Source organism: Bosea sp. OAE506, assembly GCF_040546595.1.
Classification (GTDB): Bacteria; Pseudomonadota; Alphaproteobacteria; order Rhizobiales; family Beijerinckiaceae; genus Allobosea.
This window is the reverse complement of the sequence record NZ_JBEPOB010000001.1, coordinates 4,114,409-4,137,640: the sequence shown is the minus strand read 5'-3', so window position 1 is coordinate 4,137,640 and position 23,232 is coordinate 4,114,409. Positions and strand designations below refer to the sequence as shown.

Sequence of the window (23,232 nt, the reverse complement as noted above, 5' to 3'; positions counted from 1 at the left end):
AACCGCTTGTTTCAGGTCTTTCCACCGGGGAGGTAAGAAGCGATCTTCGCTCCGAGCCTCATCAGCATGTCGCGCTTGCCCTGCGGGATCGAGAGCATCTGGCCGTACCAGCGATCGACCGCCGTGGTGAAATCCAGCATGTCCTTGAGTCGTTGGCGGGCCACGGGGCTGACCTTCCCGTCCTTTTCGGCCTCGGCGACACAGGCTCTCAGCGCCGCCAGTGCCGGATCGATCTCGCGCGCCTTGCGCCCGGCGGCGATCCGCGCGGCGATCTCCCATACATTGGTCTCGGCTTCGAAATGCTCACGCCGATCCTGCCGCAACGGCACGCGCCGGATCAGGTTCCAGGCCAGCAATTCCTTGATCGAGTTGGAGACGTTCGAGCGCGCCATGCCGAGGCTCTCGCAGACGTCCTCGGCCGTCAGAGGCCGCTCGGCCAGATAGAGCAACGCATGGATCTGGCTGATCGAACGGTTGACGCCCCATTGTCCGCCGAGGTCACCCCATTGCAGGACAAAGCGTTCCAGAGATGCCGGGAGTCTGTCAGTTGTTTTCGTAATTTCTGCCATAACAGAAATATAAGACAGAACGAGTTGCCGCGCAAGCGCGTCGCTGCCGTCTTCAGGGTGTGGGCTTTCGGTAGGGCCGCTTGACCCCCTGCTCGGCGAAGGTGCTTCGGTTGCTCTGCTGGTGCTTCTTGACTTCGGCGCGGGCCACGGTGCGCAAGTGCACCTCGTCGGGGCCGTCAATGAAGCGCAGGGCCCGGCCCCAAGAGTAGATGAAGGCGAGTGGCGTGTCGTTGGAGAGCCCCGCGGCGCCGAAGACCTGCATCGCCCGGTCGGCGATCTTCGTCTGTAGCCGCGTCGCCACCACCTTGATCGCCGAGACTTCGGTGCGGGCGGCCTTGTTGCCGTGGGTGTCCATCATCCAGGCCGCGCGCAGGCAGAGCAACCTTGCCTGGTCGATCTCCATGCGCCCCTCGGCGATCCAGTCCTGCACATTGGCGTAGTCGGAGAGGGTGCGGCCGAAGGCCTTGCGCTGCAAAGCCCGCTCGACCATCAGCTCGAGCGCCACCTCGCACTGCCCGATCGAGCGCATGCAGTGGTGGATGCGCCCGGGCCCGAGCCGCGCCTGCGCCAGCGCGAAGCCCGCGCCTTCCTCGCCCAGCAGGTTGGCGGCCGGCACGCGCACGGCATCGAAATCGGTCTCGGTATGTCCCTCCGGCGAATGGTGGTTGAGCAGCGGCAGGTTGCGCATCACGCTGACGCCGGCTGCATCCATCGGCACGATGATCATCGAGTGGCGCTTATGCGGGTCGGCATCCTCGGCGAGGTCCGACAGCCCCATCACGATGCAGAACTTGACGTTGGGATGCAGCGCCCCGGTCGTCCACCATTTGCGGCCGGTGACGATGTAGTCGTCGCCGTCGCGGATGATCGTGGTCTGCAGGTTCGTCGGGTCGGAGGAGGCGACGCCGGGCTCGGTGATGCCGACGCAGGAGCGAATCTCGCCGTTCATGAGGGGAACCAGCCAGCGCGCCCGCTGCTCCGGCGTCGCGAACAGATGCAGGATTTCCATGTTGCCGGTGTCGGGGGCGTTGCAGTTGAACACCTCCGACGACCAGTAGATCCGCCCCATGATCTCCGCGAGCGGCGCATATTCGAGATTGGAGAGCCGCGTGCCCGGCTCGTCCGGCTTCAGCGCCGGCAGGAACAGGTTCCACAGGCCTTCCGCCTTGGCCCGCGCCTTCAGCCCGTCGATCAGCGCCATCGGATAGCGCCCAGCCTCGACCTCCTCGCGCCAGCGCGCATCGGCGGGCTGGACATGGGCGTCCATGAACGCCTGCAGCCGCGTGCGCAGCTCCTCGACCCGGGCGGAATAGGCGAAGTCCATGGTGTCGTCCCTCAGTCGCGGCCGTCGATCACGGCCTCTGCGCGCAGCGCGAAACTCTCCGCCATCTCGCCGACCGCCACCGCATTCTCGGCGGCAGCGTTGCCGGCCTTCGCCCGCGCCGCGATGCCGTCGAGGATCACCGCAAAGCGAAGCAGCGAGAAGGCGAGGTGGAAGCGGCCCGGCCCCGCGGCGCGGCCGGCGGCGGTGCAGTAGCGGTCGAGATAGGCGGCTTGAGTCGGAATGCCCAGCGCCTCGCGATCGAGCCCGACGATGCCGGCATACATGGCGGGCGTCGAATGCCAGGGCAGGCAGGAGAAGGCGACGTCCGAGAGCGGGTGCCCCAGCGTCGACAGCTCCCAGTCGAGCACGGCGATCACCTCGGGCCGGTCGGGCGCGAACATCAGGTTGCCGAGCCGGAAATCGCCATGGACGATCGTGGTCTCGGGCGTCTCGTCGAGATGTTCCGACAGCCAGCCGAAGACCCTGTCCACCGCCGGGATCTCCTGCGTCTTCGTCTCCTGCCATTGCCGGCCCCAGCGGGCGATCTGGCGTGCGTAGTAGTTGCCGGGCTTGCCGTAGTCAGACAGCCCCGCCGCCTGCCAGTCGAAGCCGTGCAGCGCGGCCAGCGTCTCGGCCATGGCGAAATACATCGCCTCGCGGTCGTCAGCCGTCACGCCGGGCAGGGCGGTGTCGTGGAAGACGCGGCCCTCCAGCCGCTCCATCAGGTAGAACGGCGTGCCCACCACGCCCTCGTCCGCCTCGAACAGCAATACGGGTGGCACCGGCACGGCCGAGCCCGCCAGCGCCTTGAGGATGCGGTATTCGCGATCCACCGCATGCGCCGAGGGCAGCAGCGGCCCGGGCGGTTTCTTGCGCAGCACGAGCCGCGTGCCGGCGTCCGGATAGGACAGGAAGAAGGTCGGGTTGGACTGGCCGCCGCTGATCCGCTCCAGCGTCATCGCCCCCGCGGCCCGGGCGGGCAGGGTCGCGCGCAGATAGGCATCAAGACGGGCGGCGTCGAATTCCAGCGGAGCGGGGGCGGGCGCAGGCATGGGCGGCATCATCGGCAGGGGGAGGGGCGGGGTCAACGCGACGGACGGGTCACGATGTCGCGCCGCCCTTGATCCTGACCACCGAGGCCGAGCAGCGCGCCTCGGCCACCACCTTGGTCGAGACGCTGCCGAGATGGCGCCGCACCGCCGAAGAGCTGCGGGCCCCGAGCACGATATGGTCGATGTCGTTGTGCTCGGCATAGCCGAGGATCGCGTCGGCGGCGCTGACCGCCTCGATGACATGGTAGCTCACCCGGTCCTCGCGCAGATGCAGCGGCCGGGCCCAGTCCTTCAGCGCCACGAGACGCCCGATATAGGCCGAGCGGCCCTGCGCATCGACGCCCTGACTGTCGCGCAAAAGCTCGGTGCGCAGGATGCTCAGGCAGGCGAGCCAGGAATCCTCCCGCGCGTCCAACAGGCGGCGCGTCTCCGCCAGGATCGCCTGCGCCAGCGCGTCATGGGCGCCCGAGAGATCGACCGCCGCCAGCACGATTGAGGGGCCGGCCTCGTGGCGCTCGCGCGTCGGCGGCCCCAGCACCTCGCTCTCCTCGCGCTTCTGGAAGCGTGCCAGCAGGCGCTGCCCCAGGCTGGGCGGGGCTGACGGCTTGCGATGGCGGGCGACCACGACTTGGTCGGGATGGCGCAGGTCGAAGGCAACCTTGGCGGCATCCGCATAGCGGCGGCTGCGATCGACCTCGAGGCAGCGCAGCACGATCTCCTCGAGCCAGGCCGGCATGTCCGGCCGCAGCGCGCGTGGCGGGCGTGGCGCGTGATAGAGCCGCCGCTTCATGCCGGGCAGCGTCGCGGGCCGGCCGAAGGGCTCCTCGCCGGTGGCTGTCTGGTAGAGCAGGCAGCCCAGCGCGAAGATATCGCTCGCCGGGTCGGAGCGGTCGCCCAGCACCTGCTCCGGCGCCATATAGGCCGCCGTCCCCATCGGGGCGGAGCTCTCCTCGCCGAGCAGATCCGGCAGCTCGGCATGGCGCGACAGGCCGAAATCGAGCAGCACGGCGCCATTCGGCGTCATCATCACATTCTCGGGCTTGAGATCGAGATGCACCACCTTCTGCCGGTGCAGATCGGCGAGCGCGATGGCGATCGCGCTGCCGATGCGCACCACCTCGGCGATCGGCAGCGGCGCCGTGCGCATCGTCTCCGCCAGCCGTTCCCCCGCGACGAATTGCATCGCGATATAGGGGAGAGCGGCGAGATCGCCGGCGCCGACGACGCGGGGCACATGCGGCCCGGACAGCCGCCTGCGGACCATCACCTCGGTTTCGTAACCGACGATGGTCGAGACATCGGCGCCGGGGTCGAGGATCGGGATCTTCATCACCAGCGGCAGGTCGTGGTCGGGATGGCTCACCCGCCAGAGCGTCGCCATGCCGCCAGACGGAAGCCGCTCCGTCAGGGTGAAGCCGTCGATGACCGAGCCGATCCTTGGCGTCTCCATGGCGGTTCCCTCCGTCCTAACGGCCGACCTGCAGCCGCAGGCCGAGCCAGTCCGGCAGCCCGGCCGCGGCGATCTTGCGGGCGGTCTCCTGCGTGTCATAGGGCACGCGGACCATCGTCACCTCGCGCCGCTCGGTATCGAGAAGCGCAAAGCAGGCGGCCGGATTGCCATCGCGCGGCTGGCCGACGGCGCCGACGACCACGACATGGCGGCGGATCGCCGAGAGCGGCGCCGCCACCTGGGCCAGCGGCGTGAAACGCACCGGCTCGCGCCCCGGCAGCGCGTAATAGATCGCCGGCACATGCGTATGGCCGCAGAGCACCAGCGGCGCCGACGTCGCCGCCAGGCACTCGCCCGCCGCCTTCTCAAGGCGCAGATAGGGCCATTTGCCCGGCGCCGCGGCGCTGGCATGGACCAGCAGCATCCCCGGCAGCTCTGCCGTCAGCGGCAGGCGCGACAGAAAGGCGAGATGGGCGGGCGAGAGCTGCGCGCGTGTCCAGACGATCGCGTCATGGGCATGCGGTGTCATCCCGCCCGGGCCCTGGACCGTGGCCTCGTCATGATTGCCCAGGACGCAGAGCGCCCCGTCCGCGACCAGCCGTTCCGTCGTCTCGACTGCGAAGGCGGGGTCAGGGCCATAGCCCACGATGTCGCCGAGCAGCACGATGCGGTCGGGCGCCAGCCGCGCGACCTCGGCGAGGACCGCCTCGGTCGCCTCGCGATTGGCGTGCAAATCCGTGAGGACGGCGATGCGCATGGGCGGCAGGACCGCGGGGATCGGACCACCGCTGTGCCACCGTCAGGCGGAGGGCGCCATTGGCCTTTCGGCGCGCAGCCCTTCAGGCGGCCGGCCGCAGGCTCGCGAGGAAATGCGCCACGAGGTCGCTGATCATCCCGGCCGAGGCCTCGACCTGCACGGCGGCGCTGTCGAGCTCGATCGACATCTTGGCGACATCGCCGATCGAGAGCCGTGCCGCCTGGGCCGAGCCCAGGCCCTCGCGGGTGCGGGTCGCGGCCTCCTGCGTGTCGGCGGCCATGTCGGTGGTGGCGCTCGACTGCTGCTGGACTGTCTGCGCGATCGAGGACGCCGATTGTTCGAGCCGCCCGATCGTCAGGCTGATCGAATCGACATGCCGGACGCAGATATCCGTTGCGGCCTGCACCTGGGCGATCTGGGTCGCGATCTCGCCGGTTGCGCTCGCGGTCTGGTGGGCGAGCGATTTCACCTCGCCGGCGACGACGGCGAAGCCGCGCCCGGCCGCGCCCGCCCGCGCCGCCTCGATCGTGGCGTTGAGGGCGAGCAGGTTCGTCTTGGTCGCGATCTGCTCGATCAGCGTGACGATCGAGCCGATGCGCCCGGTCGCCTCCGTCAGCATCGCCATCGAATCCGAGACCTCGCGCGTATCGGCGACGGCGGCTGCGGTGATGGTGGAGCTCTGCTGGGTCTCGCTGCTGACATGGTCGAGCGCGCTGACCAGCATGTTCGTGGCGGCGACGGCGCGGTCGATCCTGTCGGTGCAGGCGCGCGCGGCATCCTCCGCCACCGTCGCCTCGCGGTCGGCCTGGCCGCTGCGATAGAGGCTGGTCGCTGCATAGTCGCGCAGCGTGCTCGCGGCGACCCGCAGGCTCTCCGAGAGCTGGCCGATCTGGGTCTGGAAGGAGGACGCGGCCAGATGCAGCGCGTTCTCCCGCCGCGTCAGCCCGATCCGGCTCGCCCGCTGGTGGCAGGAGGTCGCGGCCAGCGCGTCGCAGAGCAGGAGCCGGGTCAGCGCCGCGGCATCGGCGATGGCGGCCTTGCTGCTGAAGCGCCGCCGCCGCGCAATTTCCGCGAAGAGCGGCTCGATCAGCCGCAGCGCCGTGCCGAGCCGCGTGCGGATGCCCATGGCGTCGCCATAGTCGCTGGTCGCGGCGCGGTTGAGATCGGCAGCGTAGTCGTCGCCGAACTCGCCCTGGAACAGCATCTCGAGATGGCGCTGCTCGGCCTCGACGATCGGCTGGCGATGCCGCTCGACATGCGGCCTCATATCCGCGACCGAGCGTTCGAGATGGTCGCAATAGTCGCTCGTCGCCGCGCGCGCCCGCGCGCTCACCACCGGCAGCAGAGACCGCGCCACGGCGATCGAGCGCGCGTCCACGCCGGAGACGGCCAGCAGCTTCTCGATGCCGGCGCGCGTGATCGCAGCGGGTTCTGCGGGAGAGGGTGTATCCTGGGTCAAGATGCGCCTGTGCCGGAGTTTCGCCGGCTCTGACGGTCTCATGAACCCCTTAAACAAAGCCGGCGCGAAATTAAGAGCATTTTCGCGCCGTCTTCAGCGGCTTCTTAAGCCGCGTCGAGCCCGTAAAGCGAGTGCAGCGTGCGCACCGCGAGCTCGGTATAGGCGGCGTCGATCAGCACCGAGAACTTGATCTCGGAGGTGGTGATGGCGCGGATGTTGATGCCCTTTTCCGACAGCGCCCGAAAGGCGCGGGCCGCGACGCCGGCATGGCTGCGCATGCCCACGCCGATGGCCGAGACCTTGACCACGTCGGTCGCGCCCTGCAGCGCCTGGTAGTGGATCTGCCCGTGCAGGCTCTCCAGCAGCGTCTTGGCGCGCTCGTAGTCGGCGGTGGGCACCGTGAAGGTGATGTCGGTCGTCGCCTGGTCGTCGGAGACGACCTGGATGATCATGTCGACATTGATGTTGGCGTCCGCCAGCGGGCCGAAGATGGCCGCTGCCACGCCCGGCTTGTCGGCCACGCGCCGGAGCGTGATCTGGGCTTCGTCGCGCGAGAAGGCGATGCCGGTGACGATCTGCTGTTCCACGATGTCGTCCTCGTCGCAGATGAGGGTGCCTGGATTGGGATTGGTGGGGTCGTCGAAGGAGGAGCGCACATAGGTCGGCACGCGATGCACCATCGCGATCTCGACCGAGCGGACCTGGAGGACCTTCGAGCCGAGCGAAGCCATCTCCAGCATCTCCTCGAAGGAGACCCTGTCCATGCGCCGTGCCTTGGGCACGACGCGGGGATCGGTGGTGTAGACCCCGTCGACATCGGTGTAGATGTCGCAGCGATCCGCCTTCAGGCCTGCCGCGATCGCGACCGCCGAGGTGTCGGAGCCGCCGCGCCCGAGGGTGACGATGCGGTTGCTGGCGCCATGCATGCCCTGGAAGCCGGAGCAGACGGCGATCTCGCGGTTGCGGTCGAAGCCGACGATGATGCCGGCCCCGTCGACGCTCTCGATGCGGGACGAGCCATGCGCGTCGGAGCCGTAGATCGGGATCTGCCAGCCCTGCCAGGAGCGGGCCGGGAGCCCCATTTCCTGCAGCACGAGCGCCATCAGGCCAGAGGTCACCTGCTCGCCCGAGGCCACGACGACATCGTATTCGGCGCGGTCGTAGAGGGGGGCCGCCTCCTTGCACCAGGCGACCAGCTCGTTGGTCTTGCCGGACATGGCGGAGACGACGACCGCGACCTCGTGGCCGGCATCGAACTCGCGTTTGACGTGCCGGGCCGCGTTCTTGATCCGCTCCACCGTGGCGACGGACGTGCCGCCGAATTTCATCACCAGACGGGCCATGGCGGTCCAAAGGCTCTCGAAGACGGGATGTCCCGCCGGGCGGGACGAAAGGTCACCCTCGCGCCGGGCGCAGGGCGCGTGTAGATGACGGGGAGCGGCGGGCCTGTCAATGCGACGAAGGCCCGGCGGGCGGCGAAGGGAACAGGACGATGGCGGCGACCGCACGGACCGGAGGCACGACGCGGGACGGCTCCACGATCGACGCCGCCGAGGTGGCGCGCTTCGAGGGCATCGCCCGCACCTGGTGGGACCCGAAGGGACCCATGGCGGTGCTGCACAAGTTCAACCCCGTCCGCCTCGCCTTCATCCGCGACCTCGCCTGTGACCGTTTTGGCCGCGATCCGAAGACGATCCGCTCGCTCGAGGGGCTGAGCCTGGTCGACATCGGCTGCGGCGGCGGCGTCCTCAGCGAGCCGCTGGCCCGGCTGGGCGCGCAGGTGACGGGGCTCGATCCCGCGCCGACCAATGTCGCTGTCGCTCGCGCCCACGCCGAAGCATCGGGCCTGCCGGTCGATTATCGCCAGGAGACGATCGAGGCGCTGGTCGCCGACGGCGCGCGCTATGACATCGTGCTTGCGATGGAGGTCGTCGAGCACGTTGCCGATGTCGACGCCTTCGTCGCGGCCTGCTGTGCGGCGGTCAAGCCGGGCGGCCTGCTGGTGATGGCGACGCTGAACCGCACGCTGAAATCCTACGCGCTCGCCATCGTCGGGGCCGAATATGTCCTGCGTTGGCTGCCCCGCGGCACCCATGACTGGGAAAAGTTCGTGAAGCCCGAGGAACTCGGCGACGCGATCGCGCGCAACGGCCTCGACCTCGGCGAGACCACGGGCGTGACCTACAACCCGCTGACCGACCGCTGGTCGGCCTCGCGGGACACCGACGTCAACTACATGACCGTCGCCTACCGGCGCGCCTGACGCCGGCCGCTCAGAGCCAGCGCCGGATCGTCGTCAGCAGGATCAGCAGGCCGAGGCTCGCCAGCAGCGCGATGACGGAGGTCGTCAGCGCCGGATTGGTGCCGATCGTATAGCCGAGCTTGCGCCAGGCGAGCGTCCCGAGGATCGCGCCCGTCAATCCGATCGAGCCGTTGAGGGCGATGCCGAAGCCGCCGTCGCGCAACAGCAGGTCGGAGAGCCAGCCGAACAGCAGCAGCGCGACCGCCACCACCGCCAGGAAGATGACGAGCGTCGGGGTGGGCATGTCGGGCAGGCCGAGCATCTGGATCAGCGCGCGCATCGGGCGGTCTCCGCAAGTCGAAACACCATAGCGCCCAGCGGTTAAGGGGATGCTGCGATCCGGCACGGCGCTCCGGCGCCATGATCTGCCGTCCGTGCATTTTGCGGCGCAATATAGTTCGATCGGCTGATGGCGCGACGCAGCATATGATGCATGATCGCTCCAACCACCCTCGGCCCGACGGCCGGCGGGCGGACAGCAGGGGAGAGACGACCATGTCGAAGACGCAGGCCGCCGCGCAACCGCTCAAGGACCTCTACGAACTGGGCGAACTGCCCCCGCTCGGCCATGTGCCGGCGAACATGTATGCCTGGACCATCCGCCGCGAGCGCCATGGCCCGCCGCAGGACAGCTTCCAGGTCGAGGTCGTGCCGACCTGGGCGATCGGCGAGGAGGAAGTGCTGCTCCTCGTGATGGCCGGTGGTGTCAACTACAACGGCATCTGGGCGGGCCTGGGCCAGCCGATCTCGCCCTTCGACGTGCACAAGCAATCACTGCACATCGCCGGGTCCGACGCCTCGGGCATCGTCTGGGCGGTTGGCTCCAAGGTGAAGCGCTGGAAGGTCGGCGACGAGGTCATCGTCCACTGCAACCAGGACGACGGCGACGACGAGGAGTGCAATGGCGGCGACCCGATGTTCTCGTCATCCCAGCGAATCTGGGGCTACGAGACGCCGGACGGCTCCTTCGCGCAGTTCTGCCGGGTGCAGTCGCGCCAGCTCATGGTCAAACCCAAGCACCTCTCCTGGGAGGAGGCGGCCTGCTACACGCTGACGCTCGCCACCGCCTATCGCATGCTGTTCGGCCATGCCCCGCACACGATCAAGCCGGGCGATAACGTGCTGGTCTGGGGCGCCTCGGGCGGTCTCGGCGTCTTCGGCGTGCAGCTCTGCGCGGCCTCGGGCGCCAACGCCATCGGCGTGATATCGGACGAGACCAAGCGCGATTACGTGCTGGGGCTGGGCGCCAAGGGCGTCATCAACCGCAAGGATTTCAACTGCTGGGGCCAGATGCCCACCGTGAACAGCCCGGAATATGATGTCTGGGTGAAGGAGGCCCGCAAGTTCGGCAAGGCGATCTGGGACATCACGGGCAAGAAGGACGTCGACATCGTGTTCGAGCATCCGGGTGAGGCGACCTTCCCGGTCTCCTGCCTCGTTGCCAAGCGCGGCGGCATGGTGGTGTTCTGCGCGGGCACCTCGGGCTTCAACATCACCTTTGACGCCCGCTATGTCTGGATGCGGCAGAAGCGCGTCCAGGGCTCGCATTTCGCCCATCTCAAGCAAGCGAGCGCCGCCAACCAGTTCGTCATCGACCGGCGCCTCGACCCCTGCATGTCCGAGGTCTTCCCCTGGGACAAGATCCCGCTCGCCCATCACAAGATGTGGAAGAACGAGCACGCCCCGGGCAACATGTCCGTGCTGGTCTATGCCCCGCGCACGGGCCTGCGCACCTATGAGGACGTCGTCGAGGCGCTGGCGGGGTAGGGCGCTCACGCGGGCTTGCGCGCTGGAGCGATAAAACTTAAACGTTCGGTAAAGTAAATCGCCGAACGAGGGGTCCCATGTCGCTCCAGCTCTTTGCCCATCCCTTCTCCTCCTATTCGCAGAAGGTGCTGATCGCCCTCGACGAGAACCAGACGCCCTTTACACTGCGCCTGCTCAGCAGCGAAAATCCGCAGAACGGCGAGGAATTCGCCGCGCTCTGGCCGGTGAAGCGCTTCCCGGTGCTGGTCGACGGGGCCGAGACGATCGTCGAATCCAGCATCATCATCGAGCATCTCGAACTGCATTACCCCGGCCCGCGCCCGCTGCTGCCCCGCCAGCCGCGGGAGGCGCTCCCGGTGCGGGCGATGGACCGCTTCTTCGACAATTACGTGATGACACCGATGATGCGGATCGTCTTCGACCGGATCCGGGCGCCGGAGGACCGGGATGCGCTCGGCATCGCCGAGGCGCGGGCGCTGCTGGACACTGCCTATCAATGGCTCGAGGGCCAGCTTGCCGGACGAGACTGGGCCTGTGACGGCGACTTCTCGATGGCCGACTGCGCCGCGGCACCCGCGCTGTTCTATGCCGATTGGGTCCACGAGATCGACGCGGCCTTCCCGACGACGCGCGCCTATCGCGCTAGGCTGCTCGCGCGCCCTGCCGTTGCGCGCGCCGTCGAGGCGGCACGGCCCTATCGCCACCTCTTCCCGCTCGGCGCCCCGGATCGGGACTGAGGCGCGCCGATCGCGCCGCGCGCGGCCCGAACATGGCGCCGCGGCGCCGGCGCGCTGTCGCGCTGCGGGGAAGGGCTGTAGAGCATCGCGCTCGCAAAGGCGTCCCATGCTGTCCTCGCCCCTGTTCCTGCGCATCGTCCCGCTCGTTTTCACCTTCCTCTGGTCGTCGGGGTGGATCGTCGCGGGCTATTCGGCGCAATACGCCGACCCGCTGACCTTCCTCGCGGTGCGCTTCGCCACGGCGGGCGTGTTGCTGGCGGCCCTGTCGCTGGCGGTCGGAGCGCCCTGGCCGGCGACGCCGCGCGCCTGGCTCGACTGCGCGATCTCGGGCGTGCTGCTGCACGCGATCTATCTCTGCGGCGTCTGGTGGGCGGTGCGCCACGGCCTGCCGGCCGGCATTTCGGGCCTGATCGCGGGCCTCCAGCCTATCCTGACCGCGCTGCTGGCGCCGGCCCTGGTCGGCGAGCGCATCTCCCTCATCCGCTGGGCCGGCATCGCCTTCGGTTTTGTCGGAATCGCACTGGTCCTGGAGCCAAAGCTGGTCGGCGTCGATCCCGCCGCCCTCTGGGGCATCCTGATCCCCGTCGCGGTCAACATCGTCGGCATGGTTGCGGTGACCTTCGGCTCCTTCTTCCAGAAGGCGCGCATCGTCTCCGGCGATCTGCGCACCGTCACGACGATCCAGTATGCCGCGGCCGTCGTCTTCACGCTGCCGCTGGCCTTCGCGCTCGAGCCGATGCGGATCGAGTGGAACCTGACCATGGCGCTCGTCCTGGGCTGGTCGGTGCTGGCCCTGTCGCTCGGCGGAATCGGGCTCTATCTGCTGATCCTGCGCCGCGGCGAAGTCTCGCGCATCGCGACCTTCCTCTATCTCGTGCCGGCTCTGGTGGCCGTCGAGGCCTGGATTCTGTTCGGCGAAACGCTGACGCCCATCCAGATCGCCGGCATGGCGCTCACCATCATCGGGGTCGCGCTGGCCAGCCGCAAATAGCGTGTCGGCGCAGGGCCGCACCATGCGGCGGTCCTGGGACATGCGGCATTCTTGCGCCGAAAGGGGCATTCCGGCTTTTCAAATCGCGCCCTATGCTGCGACGCACAAGGGAGAGCAACTATGAGCGCACAAGCCGCCGCCATCCATGTCGCCGAGCCGGCCCCCGAGAGCGCCACGGCGCTGATCGCCGCCGCGCTGCCCGGCTTCGAGACCCTGCTGCAGAATGCCGTCGCCGCCGTGCGCGCGAAGGTGACGGTGGAGGGCAAGATCTCCTCCGCCCGGCTCGAAGCGCAGCAGCACGCCGCCCATGGCCTCGCCTGGCTCGCGACCTATGTGATGTCGCTGCGCGAGATGAAGGCCTATGGCGAGCGCCTCGCATCCGAGAACCGTTATGGCGCGATCGAGGATTACGCGATCCGCATTGGCGCCGGCGAATATGCCGCGCAGATCTTCGGCGGCATCCCGATGAGCCAGGGCGAGATCATCAGGCTTGCCGCGCTCGGCCTCTCCGAGAAGGCGATCGCCGCTGCTGACACGCCGGCCGCCCGGGCCCTGATCGCGCAGGGCAACACGCCCGAGAACCGCGCCCGCCTCGTCGACCTGTTCAGCCAGGACGACGGCGCCGCCGGCGTCGGCGATCCCGGCCTCGACGAGACGCTCGAGGCGATCCGCTCCGAGATGCGCCGCTTCTGCGCCGCGGAGGTGACGCCCCACGCCCATGAGTGGCACCTGAAGAACGACTACATCCCGATGGAGGTCGTCGAGAAGATGGCCGAGCTCGGCGTCTTCGGGCTGACGATCCCCGAGGAATTCGGCGGCATGGGCCTGACCAAGGTCTCGATGTGCGTCGTCTCGGAGGAGCTGTCGCGCGCCTATATCGGCGTCGGCTCACTCGGCACCCGATCGGAGATCGCTGCCGAACTCATCCTCTGCGGCGGCACGGCCGAGCAGAAGGAGCAATGGCTGCCGAAGCTGGCCTCCGGCGAGGTCCTGCCCACCGCCGTCTTCACCGAGCCCAACACCGGCTCCGACCTCGCCAGCCTGCGCACCCGGGCCGTGAAGGACGGTGACGTCTGGAAGGTCTCCGGCAACAAGACCTGGATTACCCATCCCGTCCGCGCCGATATCATGACGCTGCTCGTGCGCACCGACCCCACGGAGAGCGGCTACAAGGGCCTCTCCATGCTGATCGCCGAGAAGCCGCGTGGCACGGACGAAGATCCGTTCCCGGTCGCGGGGCTCACCGGCGGCGAGATCGAGGTTCTCGGCTATCGCGGCATGAAGGAATACGAACTTGCCTTCGACGGCTTCACCGTCAAGGGCGAGAACCTGCTCGGCGGCGTCGAGGGCCAGGGCTTCAAGCAGCTGATGCAGACCTTCGAGGCCGCCCGCATCCAGACGGCGGCACGTGCCGTCGGCGTCGCCCAATCGGCCTTCGATCTCGGCTTGCGCTATGCCCGCGAGCGCGTCCAGTTCGGCAAGAAGCTGATCGCCTTCCCGCGCGTCGCCGACAAGCTGGCGATGATGGCGGCCGAAATCCTGATCGCCCGCCAGCTCACCTATTTCGCCGCCCGCGAGAAGGATGCCGAGCGCCGCTGCGATCTCGAGGCCGGCATGGCCAAGCTGCTCGGAGCCCGCGTCGCCTGGGCCGCCGCCGACAATGCGCTGCAGATCCATGGCGGCAACGGCTTTGCGCTCGAATACGCCATCAGCCGCGTGCTCTGCGACGCCCGCATCCTGAACATCTTCGAGGGGGCCGCCGAAATCCAGGCGCAAGTGATCGCGCGGCGGCTGGTCGAAGACGCGGATGCCTCCCGCGCTGCCTAACGTTTGGGCAACCGCAACAACGGCAAATTTACGCTTCGCGTGATTGGTTGAGAGGATGTACCGCCTCGGAATTGTTTCCGGATGCTTCTGATCACCGACCGCTCGGACGGCCATCCCGATCTGGCGCGCAGGCTCGGGCTGATCGGGCCATGCGCGGTCGTGATCCTCGGCGCCGAGTCAGAAACGAGCGATCCCCGGCCGGCGATCGTGATCGGCGACGTCGATCTCGGCCGGCGCGAGAGCGTCGAGGCGATGCGCGAGGCGCTGGCCCGCCATCGCGACAAGAACGCGCCCTATCTTTGTTTGCTGCGCGAGATGACGGTCCGCACCGCCATCCAGGCGCGGGCCATCGGTGCGACGGAGGTGCTGCCGGCGGATGCCCCGGCCGCGCTACTGGTCAAGACCGTCGAGCAGCTTCTCGGCGAAGGGGAGGGCGGCGATCCGGCGAGAGGCACCGTCGCCTTCACCCGGGCCCAGCTCGCCACCGCGGCGGCCTCGCTCGCCGACATGCTGGGGTCGGTCGCAAAAGGGGCGCCGGTCCCGCTGCGGGCGGTCGAGGCTTCGGTCGAGGCGATCGAGCAGGCGGCCGGCGCCAGCGACATCGGCGACCTGCTTCAGGTCGTCTGGAGCTATGACGACCTGACCTATCAGCACTGCATGCTGGTCGCGGGCCTTGCCGCGAGCTTTGGCCATCAGCTTGGCTTTTCGGTGGAGGACCGCAAGCTGGTGACGCGTGCCGCCGTCCTCCACGACATCGGCAAGGCGCGCATCCCGCTCGCCATCCTGCACAAGCCCGGCGCGCTCGATCCCGCCGAGCAGGTGGTGATGCGCGGCCACCCGGTGATCGGCTACGAGATGCTGGTGAAGCAGGGCGGCCTGCGGCCGGAGGTGCTGGCGGCGGTGCGCTCCCACCACGAATATCTCGACGGCTCGGGCTATCCCGACGGGCTGAAGGACGCGGAGATTGGCGATATCGTGCGGATGATCACGATCTGCGACATCTATGCGGCGCTGATCGAGCGACGCAGCTACAAGCCGCCGATGGCGCCCGACCAGGCCTATGCCATGCTGGTGCTGATGGGCACGAAGCTCGACGCTGCCCTGGTGCGGGCCTTCGAGGCCGTCGTGCTGAAGACCTCCCAAGCGGCGTAAAGCAACTCCTCGGCAGGGGGCATCCCCCGGCGCTCCGTCCTCAGACCTCCCGCAGCGAGCGCGGCATTGTCACGGGCCGCGCCTCGCGGGCCTGCGCCGCCAGCCGCACCGGTGCGTTGACCGCGCCGAAACCGGCATAGCCGCCCCGCCGCTCGACGATCTCGAAGAAGAAGCGCTGCGCGAAGACATGGGTATAGACCTGCAGGAATTCGGCCTCGCCGTCGCGGTCGTAGAGGATGTGGTGGTCGCGCAGCGCGTCGATGAAGGCGGGGTCGAGCCCGTGCCGCGCTTCGAGGTCCTCGTAGTAGTTCTCGGGGATGGCGAGGAAGGACAGCCCCGCCTCGCGCATCGCCTGGACCGCCGCGAAGATGTCGGGCGCGCTGAAGGCGATATGCTGCACGCCCGAGCCGAAATGCTCCGAGACGAAGCGCGAGGACAGGGTCCGCGTCGCCTGCGAGCCGTTGAGCACGAAACGCACCCCGCCCTCGGGCGAGACCAGCGGCCGGCTCTCCACCAGCCCCGCCGGATCCGCGATGGCGAGCTGCGGAATCCGCTCCAGCGCGAAGAGCGAGGAGTAGAACAAGAGCCAGGACAGCATCTCCTCATAGTCCATCGACTGCGAGATGTGGTCGACCCGCGCCAGCACATCCGGTGACGGGGCGCCGGCCGTAGGTGGCACAGCCTCGAAATCCCGCTCCCAGATCTGGCCGAGTTCGCCGCTGGGTTGGGTGAAGTAGATCAGCGACCCGCCGACGCCGCGGATGGCGGGAATATGCAGTTCCCCCGGCCCGACGGCCTGCTCGAAGCTCTGGATCTTCAGCCCCAGCGCGCGGGTCATCGCCTGCTCGACATCATCGACGCGTAAGGCAATCGCGCAGGCGCCTGGCCCATGCATGATCGCATGCGACTGGGCGAAACCGTCCGTCTCGGTGTTGAGCAGCAGGCTGATGCCGCCCTGGCTCCAGCGGGAGACCGCCTTGCTGACATGCTGGCCGCTATGGCGGAAGCCCAGCGCCGCCAGCAGCTTGGCGAGTTCGGCCGCCGTCTCCTCATCGAGCGCGAACTCGATGAACTCGACATCGAGCACTTTCGCGCGCGCTGGCAGATGCGGCTGTGCCTGGTCGGCGAGCGCGATCAGCGAGCGCATGCCGTCGGTCGCGAGGCGCCGCGCCGAGCCGGCCCGGAACTGGTCGTTGAAGATCTCGTGCGAGAGCGGCCCGGCATAGCCGGTCTGCGCCACCGCCCGCATGAACTCGGCCACCGCGAGATCGCCCTGGCCGGGGAAGCAGCGGAAATGCCGGCTCCAGCTCAGGACGTCCATGTCGAGCTTCGGCGCATCCGCCAGCTGGACCAGGAAGATGCGGTCACCCGGAATCGAGGCGATCGGCCCCAACGGCGACTGGCGCGCCAGCGTGTGGAAGGAATCCAGGATCAGCCCGATCCGCTCATGCTCCGCCCGGCGCACGATCTCCCACGCGTCGCGATAATCGTTGACGTGCCGGCCCCAGGCCAGCGCCTCATAGCCGACGCGCACGCCAAAGCGCGCGGCGAGCTCGCCGAGCTGGTGGAAATCCGCCGCCGCGCGGTCGATCCCGCCCAGCGCCTGCGGCGAAACGTTCGAGCAGATCAGCATCAGATCGGTGCCGAGCTCGTTCATGATCGCGAATTTGCGCTCGGCCCGGGCAAAGCCGCGGGCTCGTAGCGGCTCCGGCATGCCCTCGAAATCGCGGAAGGGCTGGAAGGCGCAGATTGTCATGCCGAGATCGGCGACCATGCGGCCGACCTCGCGCGGCCCGCCGTCGAAGGTGAGGAAATCGTTCTCGAACACCTCGACCGCGTCGAACCCGGCCGCTGCGATCGCCTGCAGTTTTTCCGCGAGGTCGCCGCTCAGCGAGACGGTGGCGATCGAGGTCGGGTTCGGCGCTGGGTTCGTCATGGCTGTCAGCCCTCCATGCGGTCGATGGTGACGGGCTCGCCCCGCCGCGCCGCCTGAGCCACCGCCTCGATCACCGCGAGTGTCCGGGCCGCATCCGCCGCGTCGGTGATTGGCGTCTCCGTGCCGCGGATCACCGCGCAGAAATGCCGGATCTGTTCGGCCAGCGGTTCCAGCGGCGCCAGCGCCAGCGTCTCGCGCAGCAGCGGCTCCCACCAGCCCTGGCGGCCCTCATAATGCCAGCGGTCGAGCGCAGGCACCGAGAGCGAGCCCTCGCTGCCGGCGAGCAGGTAGCAGAGCCCGTCGCGCTGCGGATAGGCCTTGTTCTCGCCCGAGGACAGCTCCCAGCTCCACGGCGTCGGCGTGACATCGGAGACGGTGGCCGTGCCCAGCGCACCGTTTTCGAAGCGGAAGACAAGGGCGGCGGTGTCCTCCACCGCGAAGCCGCGCGTCGCGTTCGAGGTCATCGCCTGCACGCTCTCGATCTCGCCGCAGATGAAGCGGAGGTTGTCGATGTCGTGGATCAGGTTGATCAGCACCGGCCCGCCGCCCGCCTCGCGCCGCCAGGCGACGTCGAAATAGTCGTCCGGCTTGCGGATCAGGAACAGCGAGGTCACCGCGACCAGCCGGCCGATCCCGCCCTCGCGGACCAGCTTGCGCGCCGCCTTGACGATCAGGTTGTGGCGCCGGTGATGGCCGGCGAGCACGGGAACGCCGGTGCGCGCCTGTGCCGCGACCAGACGCTGCGCCGCCGCGACGCTCTCGGCCAGCGGCTTCTCGATCAGCACGGGCACGCCGGCTTCGAGGCATTCGATCGCGCCCGGCACATGCAGCGCATTGGGCGTCGCGATGATCGCCCCGCCCGGCTTCAGTGCCGCCAGCATCTCCGTGATCGAGGCGAACCAAGGCGTGCCGCGCTCGGCGGCCAGCGCCTTGGCCGCATCGGTCGGGTCGCAGATCGCGGCGCAGTCGCAGTCGCCGGAGGCGTCCAGCCGCTCCAGATGCGCACGCCCGATCAGCCCGGCGCCGACGAGGGCGATCTTCAGGTTTGCCATTACGCCGCGTCCGTCAGCGCGCCGCCCAGGAACAGCTGCGCCACCCGCGGGTCTGCCAGGATCTCCGCCGCGGGGCCCTGCATCCGGGTCTGGCCGAGTTCGAGCACGAGGCCCTCGTCGGAAATTTCCAGCGCCGAGCGGGCGTTCTGCTCGATCATCAGGATGGTGACGCCCTTGGCGCGCAGCTCCATCAGGATCGCGAAGGTCTCCTGCACCAGCATCGGCGAGAGCCCGATCGAGGGCTCGTCGATCAGCACCAGCTTGGGATCGAGCAAGAGCCCGCGCACGATCTCGAGCTGCTTCTGCTGCCCGCCCGAGAGTGTCGAGGCCTGGACATCGGCCTTGGCCCGCAGCGCCGGGAAGCGGTCGAGCGCCGCCTCGATCCGCTTGGGCATGTCGGTGATGTGCGCGCCCGCTGCGACCGAACCAAGTTCGAGATTGTGGCGAACCGACAGCTCGGGGAAGATGTTGCGCCCCTGCGGCACATAGCAGATGCCGGCCTCCAGCAGCTTGCGCTGGCTCCAGTTGGTGATGTCGGTGCCCTCGAGCCGGATCGTGCCCTCGCGCACCTTCAGGAGGCCAAAAATCGCCTTGAACACGGTCGATTTGCCGGCGCCGTTGGGGCCGATCACCGTGGTGATGGCGGCGCGGCGCACCTTGAACGTCGTGCCGTTCAGGATGGTCATGGCGCCATAGCCGCCGACCACGCCGTCGAGTTCGAGGATGGGGGTGGTCATTCCGGTCTCCATTCCCTTCCGCGTCATTCTCGGGCGGAGCGCAGCACAGACCCGAGAATCCCTTGCAGGAGATGCTCGGGTCGAGCCCGAGCATGACGGATGTTAATGCCCCAGATACGCGTCGATCACGGCCGGGTTGGCGCGGACCTCGGCCGGCGTGCCTTCCGCCAGCACTCGGCCCTCCGCGAGCACGATGACGCGCGAGCACAGGCTCATCACGAAATCCATGTTGTGCTCGATGACGACGAAGGTCGCGCCTTGCTCGGCATTGATCGCGCGCAGCCGCTCCTTGAGATCGCCCAGCATGGTGAGGTTGACGCCACCGGCGGGCTCGTCGAGCAGCACGAGGCGGGGGCCGGCCATGAAGGCCATCGCCGCGTCGAGCAGCTTCTGCTGGCCATAGGAGAGCCCGCCCGCCTTGGCGTCCGCCAGATGGCCGAGCTTGAAGAAGCCGATCATCTGCTCGGCCTTCTCGGTGAGCCCGGCATCACGCGCCCCGAACAGGCGCGACAGCATCGAACCCTCATGCTCTTGGCCCGCGAGGATCAGGTTCTCGCGCACGGTCAGCTCGGGGAAGACCTGCAGCAGCTGGAAGGTGCGGCTGACGCCGAGCCGGTTCAGCTCCGAGGGACGCATATGGGTGACCTCGCGGCCATCCAGCTTCACGCTGCCTTCCGTCGGCTCGAGCTGGCCGAGGATGCAGTTGAACAGGGTCGACTTGCCGCAGCCATTGGGGCCGATGATGCCGAGGATCTCGCCCTCCTTCACCGAGAAGGATACCCCGTTGACCGCCTTGATGCCGCCGAACGCCTTGTGGAGATTGTCGACTTCCAGAACCGTGTTCATCGGGTCTCTCCCCGCTTGCCGGTGAGTTTCGCCCAGGCCCGCTCCATCAGCCCGCTCACCCCCTGCGGGCAGGCGATCAGCAGCAGCATCACGATGGCCGCGAAGATGATCAGGTAGAGCGAGCCGGCGAAGCGCAGCCATTCCGGCAGCACGACGCCGAGCAGCGCGCCCACGAATGGCCCGAGCAGGTAGCCCGAGCCGCCCGCCACCACCATCAGCAGCAGGAAGAAGCTCTGCGACAGCGAAAACGGCGAGGGGTCGATGAACTCGACCAGCGGCGCATAGAGCGCCCCCGCGAAGCCCGCATAGGCGGAGCCGATGGCGAAGGCGAGCAGCGTGTAGGCGCGGGTGTCGATACCCAGGCTCGCGGCACGGATCGGGTTCTCGCGCAGCGCCGTGAAGGCGCGGCCCCAGGGCGAGCGGATCAGCCACCAGAGCGCCACCGCCAGGATGAAGGTCACCACGACGACGAAGCGGTGGAATTCGAGCGCGCCGAACAGCTTGATGCCGAAGAAATCCGGCCGGTTGATGTTGGAGATGCCGAAGACGCCGCCGGTGAGCCACTGCTCGTTGCGCAGGATCAGCCAGATCAGCGTCGAGAAGGCGAGCGTCACGAAGGCGAGGTAATGCGCCTTCACCCGCAGCGCCGGGAAGCCGAGCACGATGCCGACCGCGAAGGTCAGCAAGCCCGAGAGCCCGAAGGCGGCATACCAGGAGACGCCGTATTTCGTCGTCAGGATCGCGGTGGTGTAGGCGCCCAGCCCCATGAAGGCGGCCTGCGCCAGCGACTTCAGCCCGGCATAGCCCAGTGTCAGGTTCAGCCCCATCACGGCGACGCTCATCACCAGCCAGAGCGAGAGCACATAGGTGCCGTAGCGGCCCATGCCGACCGGCGCGAACCAGAGGATCACGGCGCCCGCCAGCAGCGTCAGGAAGGCGCCGTCGAAGGTGCCGCCGAGCGGCAGCCGCGCGAGGCGAGGCGAGGAGCTCATGGTCTCGCGGGTCGCTTGCACGGTCATACGCGGCGCTCCTCTTTGCGGCCCATCAGCCCCTCGGGCTTGAGCAGGATGATCACCACGAGCAGGACGAGCGGCACGGCCAGCCGGTAGGAGCTCGAGACATAGGCCGCCGCCATCGAGTCGACGACGCCTACGATCAGCCCGCCGACCAGCGCGCCGCGGACCTGGTTGAAGCCGCCGACGATGGCCGCGATGAAGGCGAACAGGCCGATGACCTCGCCATTCGAGAACTTCGCCAGGTAGATCGGCGAGATCAGCACCGAGGCGACGACGGCGAGCGCGGCGTTGATCACGAAGGTCAGGAGCACCATCCGCTCGACGGGGATGCCGAGGATGCGCGCCACGGTCGGGTTCTGCGCGGTCGCCTGCATCTGCCGGCCGAGCCGCGTGCCGCCGACGAACCATTGCAGCAGGCCGATGACGGCGAAGGCGCAGGCGATGATCGCCAGATGCTGAAGCGAGATCGCGGCGCCGAAGACCTCGATGGTCCTGGTGGGAACGAAGGAGGGGAAGTTCTGCGCCTCGGCCGAGAAGCCGTCCTTGGCGCCTTCCTTCATGATGATCGACAGCGCCATGGTGGCGATGGCGAGCGGCAGCACGCCATGCTTGATCATCGGATCGACCACGGTGAGCTTGAAGCCGACGCCGAAGATCAGGATGAAGGCGGCGATGCCGATCAGCGCGCCCAGCCAGACCGGCGCCCCGAAAAGCTTGATCGCGAGCAGCACCAGCACGGCCGGCAGCATCACGAACTCGCCCTGGGCGAAGTTGATGGTCTGCGAGGTCTGCCAGACCAGCGTGAAGCCGATGGCAGCCAGCGCGTAGATCGCGCCCGTGGCGATGCCGGCAATGAGATAGGCGATGAATTCGGCCATGGGGGTGCCTCGCTCGAGGGGAGAGCGTCGTTGTAAAGGTGCCGTGTCATCCCGGCTCTCAGCGGCGCTTGCGCCGCTGAGAGCCGGGATCCATTCCTGAGCCTTTCCGGCCTCGTGCCGGAATGGATCCCGGGTCTCCCTTCGGTCGCCCGGGATGACAGCGACCAGTCTTACGGAAGCGTGTGACCTTACGGCTTGATCTTCGGCAGCGTCGCCGTGATCACCTGCTTGCCGTTCTGGACCTCGGCGAGGAAGCTCTCGCGGTCGAGGTCGCCATTGGCCTCGATCGTGGTCTCGATCAGGATGCCAGGCTCCTCGGAGGTCTTGATCGTCGCGCCACGCAGCGTGTCGGCGACGCCCTTCTTGTCGAACTTCTTCTGCTTCTCGGTCGCCCACTTGATCATATAGACGGCCATGTAGCCCTTCAGGCCGTTATGGTCGGAGGCGTAGTTGTACTTCGCCTGGAACTTCTTGCCGAACTCCTGGAAGGCCGGGATCGGCGCGTCGATCGACAGGCCGACATGGCCGCGCACGCCATTGGCGGCGTCGCCGGCGAGCTCGATCACCTTGGCGCCGAGCAGCGTCGTCTCGCCGACCATCGGCTTGGTGATGCCCTGCTGCTTGGCGGCGCGCAGGAAGCGGGCGCTCTCCTCCTCGTTCAGATAGACGAAGACGGCGTCGGCATTGGCGTTCTTGATCTTGATCGCGTCGGCGGCGAAATCGGCCTGGCCCTGCTCGGTCGAGACGTCGGCCGCAACCTTGATGCCGACCTTCTCGAGCTCGGGGATGATCGCGTCACGTCCGCCCTTGCCGAAGTCGTTGTTGACCCAGACCACGGCGACCGAACCGGCCTTGACGGTGTCCTTGAGGTACTTGGCGATCTTCGGCATCGCGGCCGACTGGCTGAGCGAGGTGCGGAAGATGTACTGGTTGCCCTGCTTGGTCAGGCCGGCCGCCTCGCCGCCGACGATCTGCGCGATCTCGGCGCGCTGCGCGATCTGCATGGAGGCGCCGATCGGGCCGGAGAAGACCGGGCCGAGCACGGCATAGGTGCCCTCGTCGATGGCGCGCTGCACGGCGGCGCGGGTGTTACCCGGGTTAGTCTGCGTGTCGTAATGGACGATCTCGATCTGCTTGCCGAGAATGCCGCCCTTGGCGTTGATGTCGGCGACGGCGAGGTCGATGCCGTTCTTCCAGTTGGTGCCGGCGGTCGCGCCGGCGCCCGACAGCTCGACGACGTCGACGAGCTTCACCTTCTCCTGCGCCAGCGCAGGCGTGGCGAGCCCGGCCGTCACGGCCGCTGCGATGATCCATGGGGTCTTCATTGCGTGTCTCCTCCAGCTCTGGTTGTGCTTTTTTTGGTCTTCTTGGGTGGCCCGC

21 protein-coding genes are annotated in these 23,232 nt (G+C 68.2%); 6 read left to right on the top strand and 15 right to left on the bottom strand.

The features are described from left to right. Positions 1 to 11: 11 nt before the first annotated feature. The 7 genes from ABIE41_RS20120 to ABIE41_RS20090 all read right to left on the bottom strand — a co-directional run bounded on the left by ABIE41_RS20120 (position 12) and on the right by ABIE41_RS20090 (position 7,954). Complete coding sequence (locus ABIE41_RS20120) at positions 12 to 569, bottom strand: GbsR/MarR family transcriptional regulator (protein WP_192642018.1); 558 nt, start codon at positions 567 to 569, stop codon at positions 12 to 14. A 52-nt stretch (positions 570 to 621) separates the two neighbouring features. After that, the gene (locus ABIE41_RS20115) at positions 622 to 1,893 is read right to left on the bottom strand and encodes an acyl-CoA dehydrogenase family protein (protein ID WP_192642017.1); all 1,272 of its coding nucleotides are present in this window, start codon (positions 1,891 to 1,893) and stop codon (positions 622 to 624) included. Positions 1,894 to 1,904: 11 nt separating this feature from the next. Next, positions 1,905 to 2,945 (bottom strand): phosphotransferase family protein, encoded by a 1,041-nt coding sequence (locus ABIE41_RS20110; RefSeq protein ID WP_192642016.1) that lies wholly within the window; start codon positions 2,943 to 2,945, stop codon positions 1,905 to 1,907. A 49-nt stretch (positions 2,946 to 2,994) separates the two neighbouring features. After that, entirely contained in the window at positions 2,995 to 4,395 is a 1,401-nt protein-coding gene (locus ABIE41_RS20105) for a protein kinase domain-containing protein (RefSeq protein ID WP_192642015.1), read from the bottom strand. 16 nt (positions 4,396 to 4,411) lie between these two features. Beyond that, complete coding sequence (locus tag ABIE41_RS20100; protein WP_192642014.1) at positions 4,412 to 5,152, bottom strand: metallophosphoesterase family protein; 741 nt, start codon at positions 5,150 to 5,152, stop codon at positions 4,412 to 4,414. 82 nt (positions 5,153 to 5,234) lie between these two features. Further along, positions 5,235 to 6,611, bottom strand: coding sequence for a methyl-accepting chemotaxis protein (locus ABIE41_RS20095; RefSeq protein ID WP_192642013.1), 1,377 nt, complete (start codon positions 6,609 to 6,611; stop codon positions 5,235 to 5,237). A 104-nt stretch (positions 6,612 to 6,715) separates the two neighbouring features. Continuing rightward, positions 6,716 to 7,954, bottom strand: coding sequence for an aspartate kinase (locus ABIE41_RS20090; RefSeq protein WP_192642012.1), 1,239 nt, complete (start codon positions 7,952 to 7,954; stop codon positions 6,716 to 6,718). A gap of 149 nt (positions 7,955 to 8,103) precedes the next feature. On the opposite strand from ABIE41_RS20090, the gene ubiG reads away from it, so the two are divergent. Further along, positions 8,104 to 8,874: a bifunctional 2-polyprenyl-6-hydroxyphenol methylase/3-demethylubiquinol 3-O-methyltransferase UbiG gene (gene ubiG / locus ABIE41_RS20085; RefSeq protein ID WP_192642011.1), complete on the top strand. Its 771-nt coding sequence runs from the start codon at positions 8,104 to 8,106 to the stop codon at positions 8,872 to 8,874. A gap of 10 nt (positions 8,875 to 8,884) precedes the next feature. Here the strand turns inward: ubiG and ABIE41_RS20080 are convergent, their stop codons facing one another. Further along, positions 8,885 to 9,193 carry a hypothetical protein gene (locus ABIE41_RS20080; protein WP_192642010.1) on the bottom strand — a complete coding sequence of 103 codons (309 nt, stop codon included), beginning with the start codon at positions 9,191 to 9,193 and terminating at the stop codon, positions 8,885 to 8,887. Positions 9,194 to 9,408: 215 nt separating this feature from the next. Between ABIE41_RS20080 and ccrA the strand changes: the two genes are divergently transcribed. From ccrA to ABIE41_RS20055, 5 genes are all read left to right on the top strand, one after another. Further along, complete coding sequence (gene ccrA, locus ABIE41_RS20075; RefSeq protein WP_192642009.1) at positions 9,409 to 10,680, top strand: crotonyl-CoA carboxylase/reductase; 1,272 nt, start codon at positions 9,409 to 9,411, stop codon at positions 10,678 to 10,680. Positions 10,681 to 10,757: 77 nt separating this feature from the next. Then, a complete protein-coding gene (locus tag ABIE41_RS20070; protein WP_192642008.1) occupies positions 10,758 to 11,417 on the top strand; it encodes a glutathione S-transferase family protein in 660 nt (219 codons plus the stop codon). 106 nt (positions 11,418 to 11,523) lie between these two features. Then, a complete protein-coding gene (locus ABIE41_RS20065; protein WP_192642007.1) occupies positions 11,524 to 12,408 on the top strand; it encodes a DMT family transporter in 885 nt (294 codons plus the stop codon). Between the two features lie 120 nt (positions 12,409 to 12,528). Further along, positions 12,529 to 14,235 (top strand): acyl-CoA dehydrogenase family protein, encoded by a 1,707-nt coding sequence (locus ABIE41_RS20060; protein WP_192642006.1) that lies wholly within the window; start codon positions 12,529 to 12,531, stop codon positions 14,233 to 14,235. Between the two features lie 81 nt (positions 14,236 to 14,316). Beyond that, positions 14,317 to 15,387 (top strand): HD-GYP domain-containing protein, encoded by a 1,071-nt coding sequence (locus ABIE41_RS20055; protein ID WP_192642005.1) that lies wholly within the window; start codon positions 14,317 to 14,319, stop codon positions 15,385 to 15,387. Between the two features lie 40 nt (positions 15,388 to 15,427). Here ABIE41_RS20055 and ABIE41_RS20050 read toward each other — a convergent pair whose 3' ends face one another. The 7 genes from ABIE41_RS20050 to ABIE41_RS20020 form a co-directional block, all read right to left on the bottom strand. Continuing rightward, complete coding sequence (locus tag ABIE41_RS20050; protein WP_192642004.1) at positions 15,428 to 17,323, bottom strand: bifunctional sugar phosphate isomerase/epimerase/4-hydroxyphenylpyruvate dioxygenase family protein; 1,896 nt, start codon at positions 17,321 to 17,323, stop codon at positions 15,428 to 15,430. A 5-nt stretch (positions 17,324 to 17,328) separates the two neighbouring features. After that, positions 17,329 to 18,375 (bottom strand): Gfo/Idh/MocA family protein, encoded by a 1,047-nt coding sequence (locus tag ABIE41_RS20045; RefSeq protein ID WP_192642003.1) that lies wholly within the window; start codon positions 18,373 to 18,375, stop codon positions 17,329 to 17,331. Beyond that, entirely contained in the window at positions 18,375 to 19,112 is a 738-nt protein-coding gene (locus tag ABIE41_RS20040) for an ABC transporter ATP-binding protein (protein WP_192642002.1), read from the bottom strand. The genes ABIE41_RS20045 and ABIE41_RS20040 overlap by 1 nt, the downstream gene beginning before the upstream one ends. Before the next feature lie 102 nt (positions 19,113 to 19,214). After that, complete coding sequence (locus ABIE41_RS20035) at positions 19,215 to 19,958, bottom strand: ABC transporter ATP-binding protein (RefSeq protein ID WP_192642001.1); 744 nt, start codon at positions 19,956 to 19,958, stop codon at positions 19,215 to 19,217. Then, entirely contained in the window at positions 19,955 to 20,977 is a 1,023-nt protein-coding gene (locus tag ABIE41_RS20030; protein WP_210320838.1) for a branched-chain amino acid ABC transporter permease, read from the bottom strand. The genes ABIE41_RS20035 and ABIE41_RS20030 overlap by 4 nt, the downstream gene beginning before the upstream one ends. Further along, a complete protein-coding gene (locus tag ABIE41_RS20025) occupies positions 20,974 to 21,852 on the bottom strand; it encodes a branched-chain amino acid ABC transporter permease (protein ID WP_192642000.1) in 879 nt (292 codons plus the stop codon). Before ABIE41_RS20025 ends, ABIE41_RS20030 begins: the two co-directional genes overlap by 4 nt. A gap of 188 nt (positions 21,853 to 22,040) precedes the next feature. Further along, positions 22,041 to 23,177, bottom strand: a complete 1,137-nt coding sequence (locus tag ABIE41_RS20020) for an ABC transporter substrate-binding protein (protein WP_192641999.1) — start codon at positions 23,175 to 23,177, stop codon at positions 22,041 to 22,043. Positions 23,178 to 23,232 lie beyond the last annotated feature (55 nt).

Coding starts and splice junctions, on each gene's coding strand:
- ABIE41_RS20065 (WP_192642007.1), top strand. CDS start 11,524: ATGCTGTCCTCGCCCCTGTTCCTGCGCATCGTCCCGCTCGTTTTCACC.
- ccrA (WP_192642009.1), top strand. CDS start 9,409: ATGTCGAAGACGCAGGCCGCCGCGCAACCGCTCAAGGACCTCTACGAA.
- ABIE41_RS20105 (WP_192642015.1), bottom strand. CDS start 4,395: ATGGAGACGCCAAGGATCGGCTCGGTCATCGACGGCTTCACCCTGACG.
- ABIE41_RS20045 (WP_192642003.1), bottom strand. CDS start 18,375: ATGGCAAACCTGAAGATCGCCCTCGTCGGCGCCGGGCTGATCGGGCGT.
- ABIE41_RS20100 (WP_192642014.1), bottom strand. CDS start 5,152: ATGCGCATCGCCGTCCTCACGGATTTGCACGCCAATCGCGAGGCGACC.
- ABIE41_RS20110 (WP_192642016.1), bottom strand. CDS start 2,945: ATGCCTGCGCCCGCCCCCGCTCCGCTGGAATTCGACGCCGCCCGTCTT.
- ABIE41_RS20120 (WP_192642018.1), bottom strand. CDS start 569: ATGGCAGAAATTACGAAAACAACTGACAGACTCCCGGCATCTCTGGAA.
- ABIE41_RS20080 (WP_192642010.1), bottom strand. CDS start 9,193: ATGCGCGCGCTGATCCAGATGCTCGGCCTGCCCGACATGCCCACCCCG.
- ABIE41_RS20050 (WP_192642004.1), bottom strand. CDS start 17,323: ATGACGAACCCAGCGCCGAACCCGACCTCGATCGCCACCGTCTCGCTG.
- ubiG (WP_192642011.1), top strand. CDS start 8,104: ATGGCGGCGACCGCACGGACCGGAGGCACGACGCGGGACGGCTCCACG.
- ABIE41_RS20025 (WP_192642000.1), bottom strand. CDS start 21,852: ATGGCCGAATTCATCGCCTATCTCATTGCCGGCATCGCCACGGGCGCG.
- ABIE41_RS20090 (WP_192642012.1), bottom strand. CDS start 7,954: ATGGCCCGTCTGGTGATGAAATTCGGCGGCACGTCCGTCGCCACGGTG.
- ABIE41_RS20115 (WP_192642017.1), bottom strand. CDS start 1,893: ATGGACTTCGCCTATTCCGCCCGGGTCGAGGAGCTGCGCACGCGGCTG.
- ABIE41_RS20030 (WP_210320838.1), bottom strand. CDS start 20,977: ATGACCGTGCAAGCGACCCGCGAGACCATGAGCTCCTCGCCTCGCCTC.
- ABIE41_RS20020 (WP_192641999.1), bottom strand. CDS start 23,177: ATGAAGACCCCATGGATCATCGCAGCGGCCGTGACGGCCGGGCTCGCC.
- ABIE41_RS20040 (WP_192642002.1), bottom strand. CDS start 19,112: ATGACCACCCCCATCCTCGAACTCGACGGCGTGGTCGGCGGCTATGGC.
- ABIE41_RS20055 (WP_192642005.1), top strand. CDS start 14,317: ATGCTTCTGATCACCGACCGCTCGGACGGCCATCCCGATCTGGCGCGC.
- ABIE41_RS20060 (WP_192642006.1), top strand. CDS start 12,529: ATGAGCGCACAAGCCGCCGCCATCCATGTCGCCGAGCCGGCCCCCGAG.
- ABIE41_RS20070 (WP_192642008.1), top strand. CDS start 10,758: ATGTCGCTCCAGCTCTTTGCCCATCCCTTCTCCTCCTATTCGCAGAAG.
- ABIE41_RS20035 (WP_192642001.1), bottom strand. CDS start 19,958: ATGAACACGGTTCTGGAAGTCGACAATCTCCACAAGGCGTTCGGCGGC.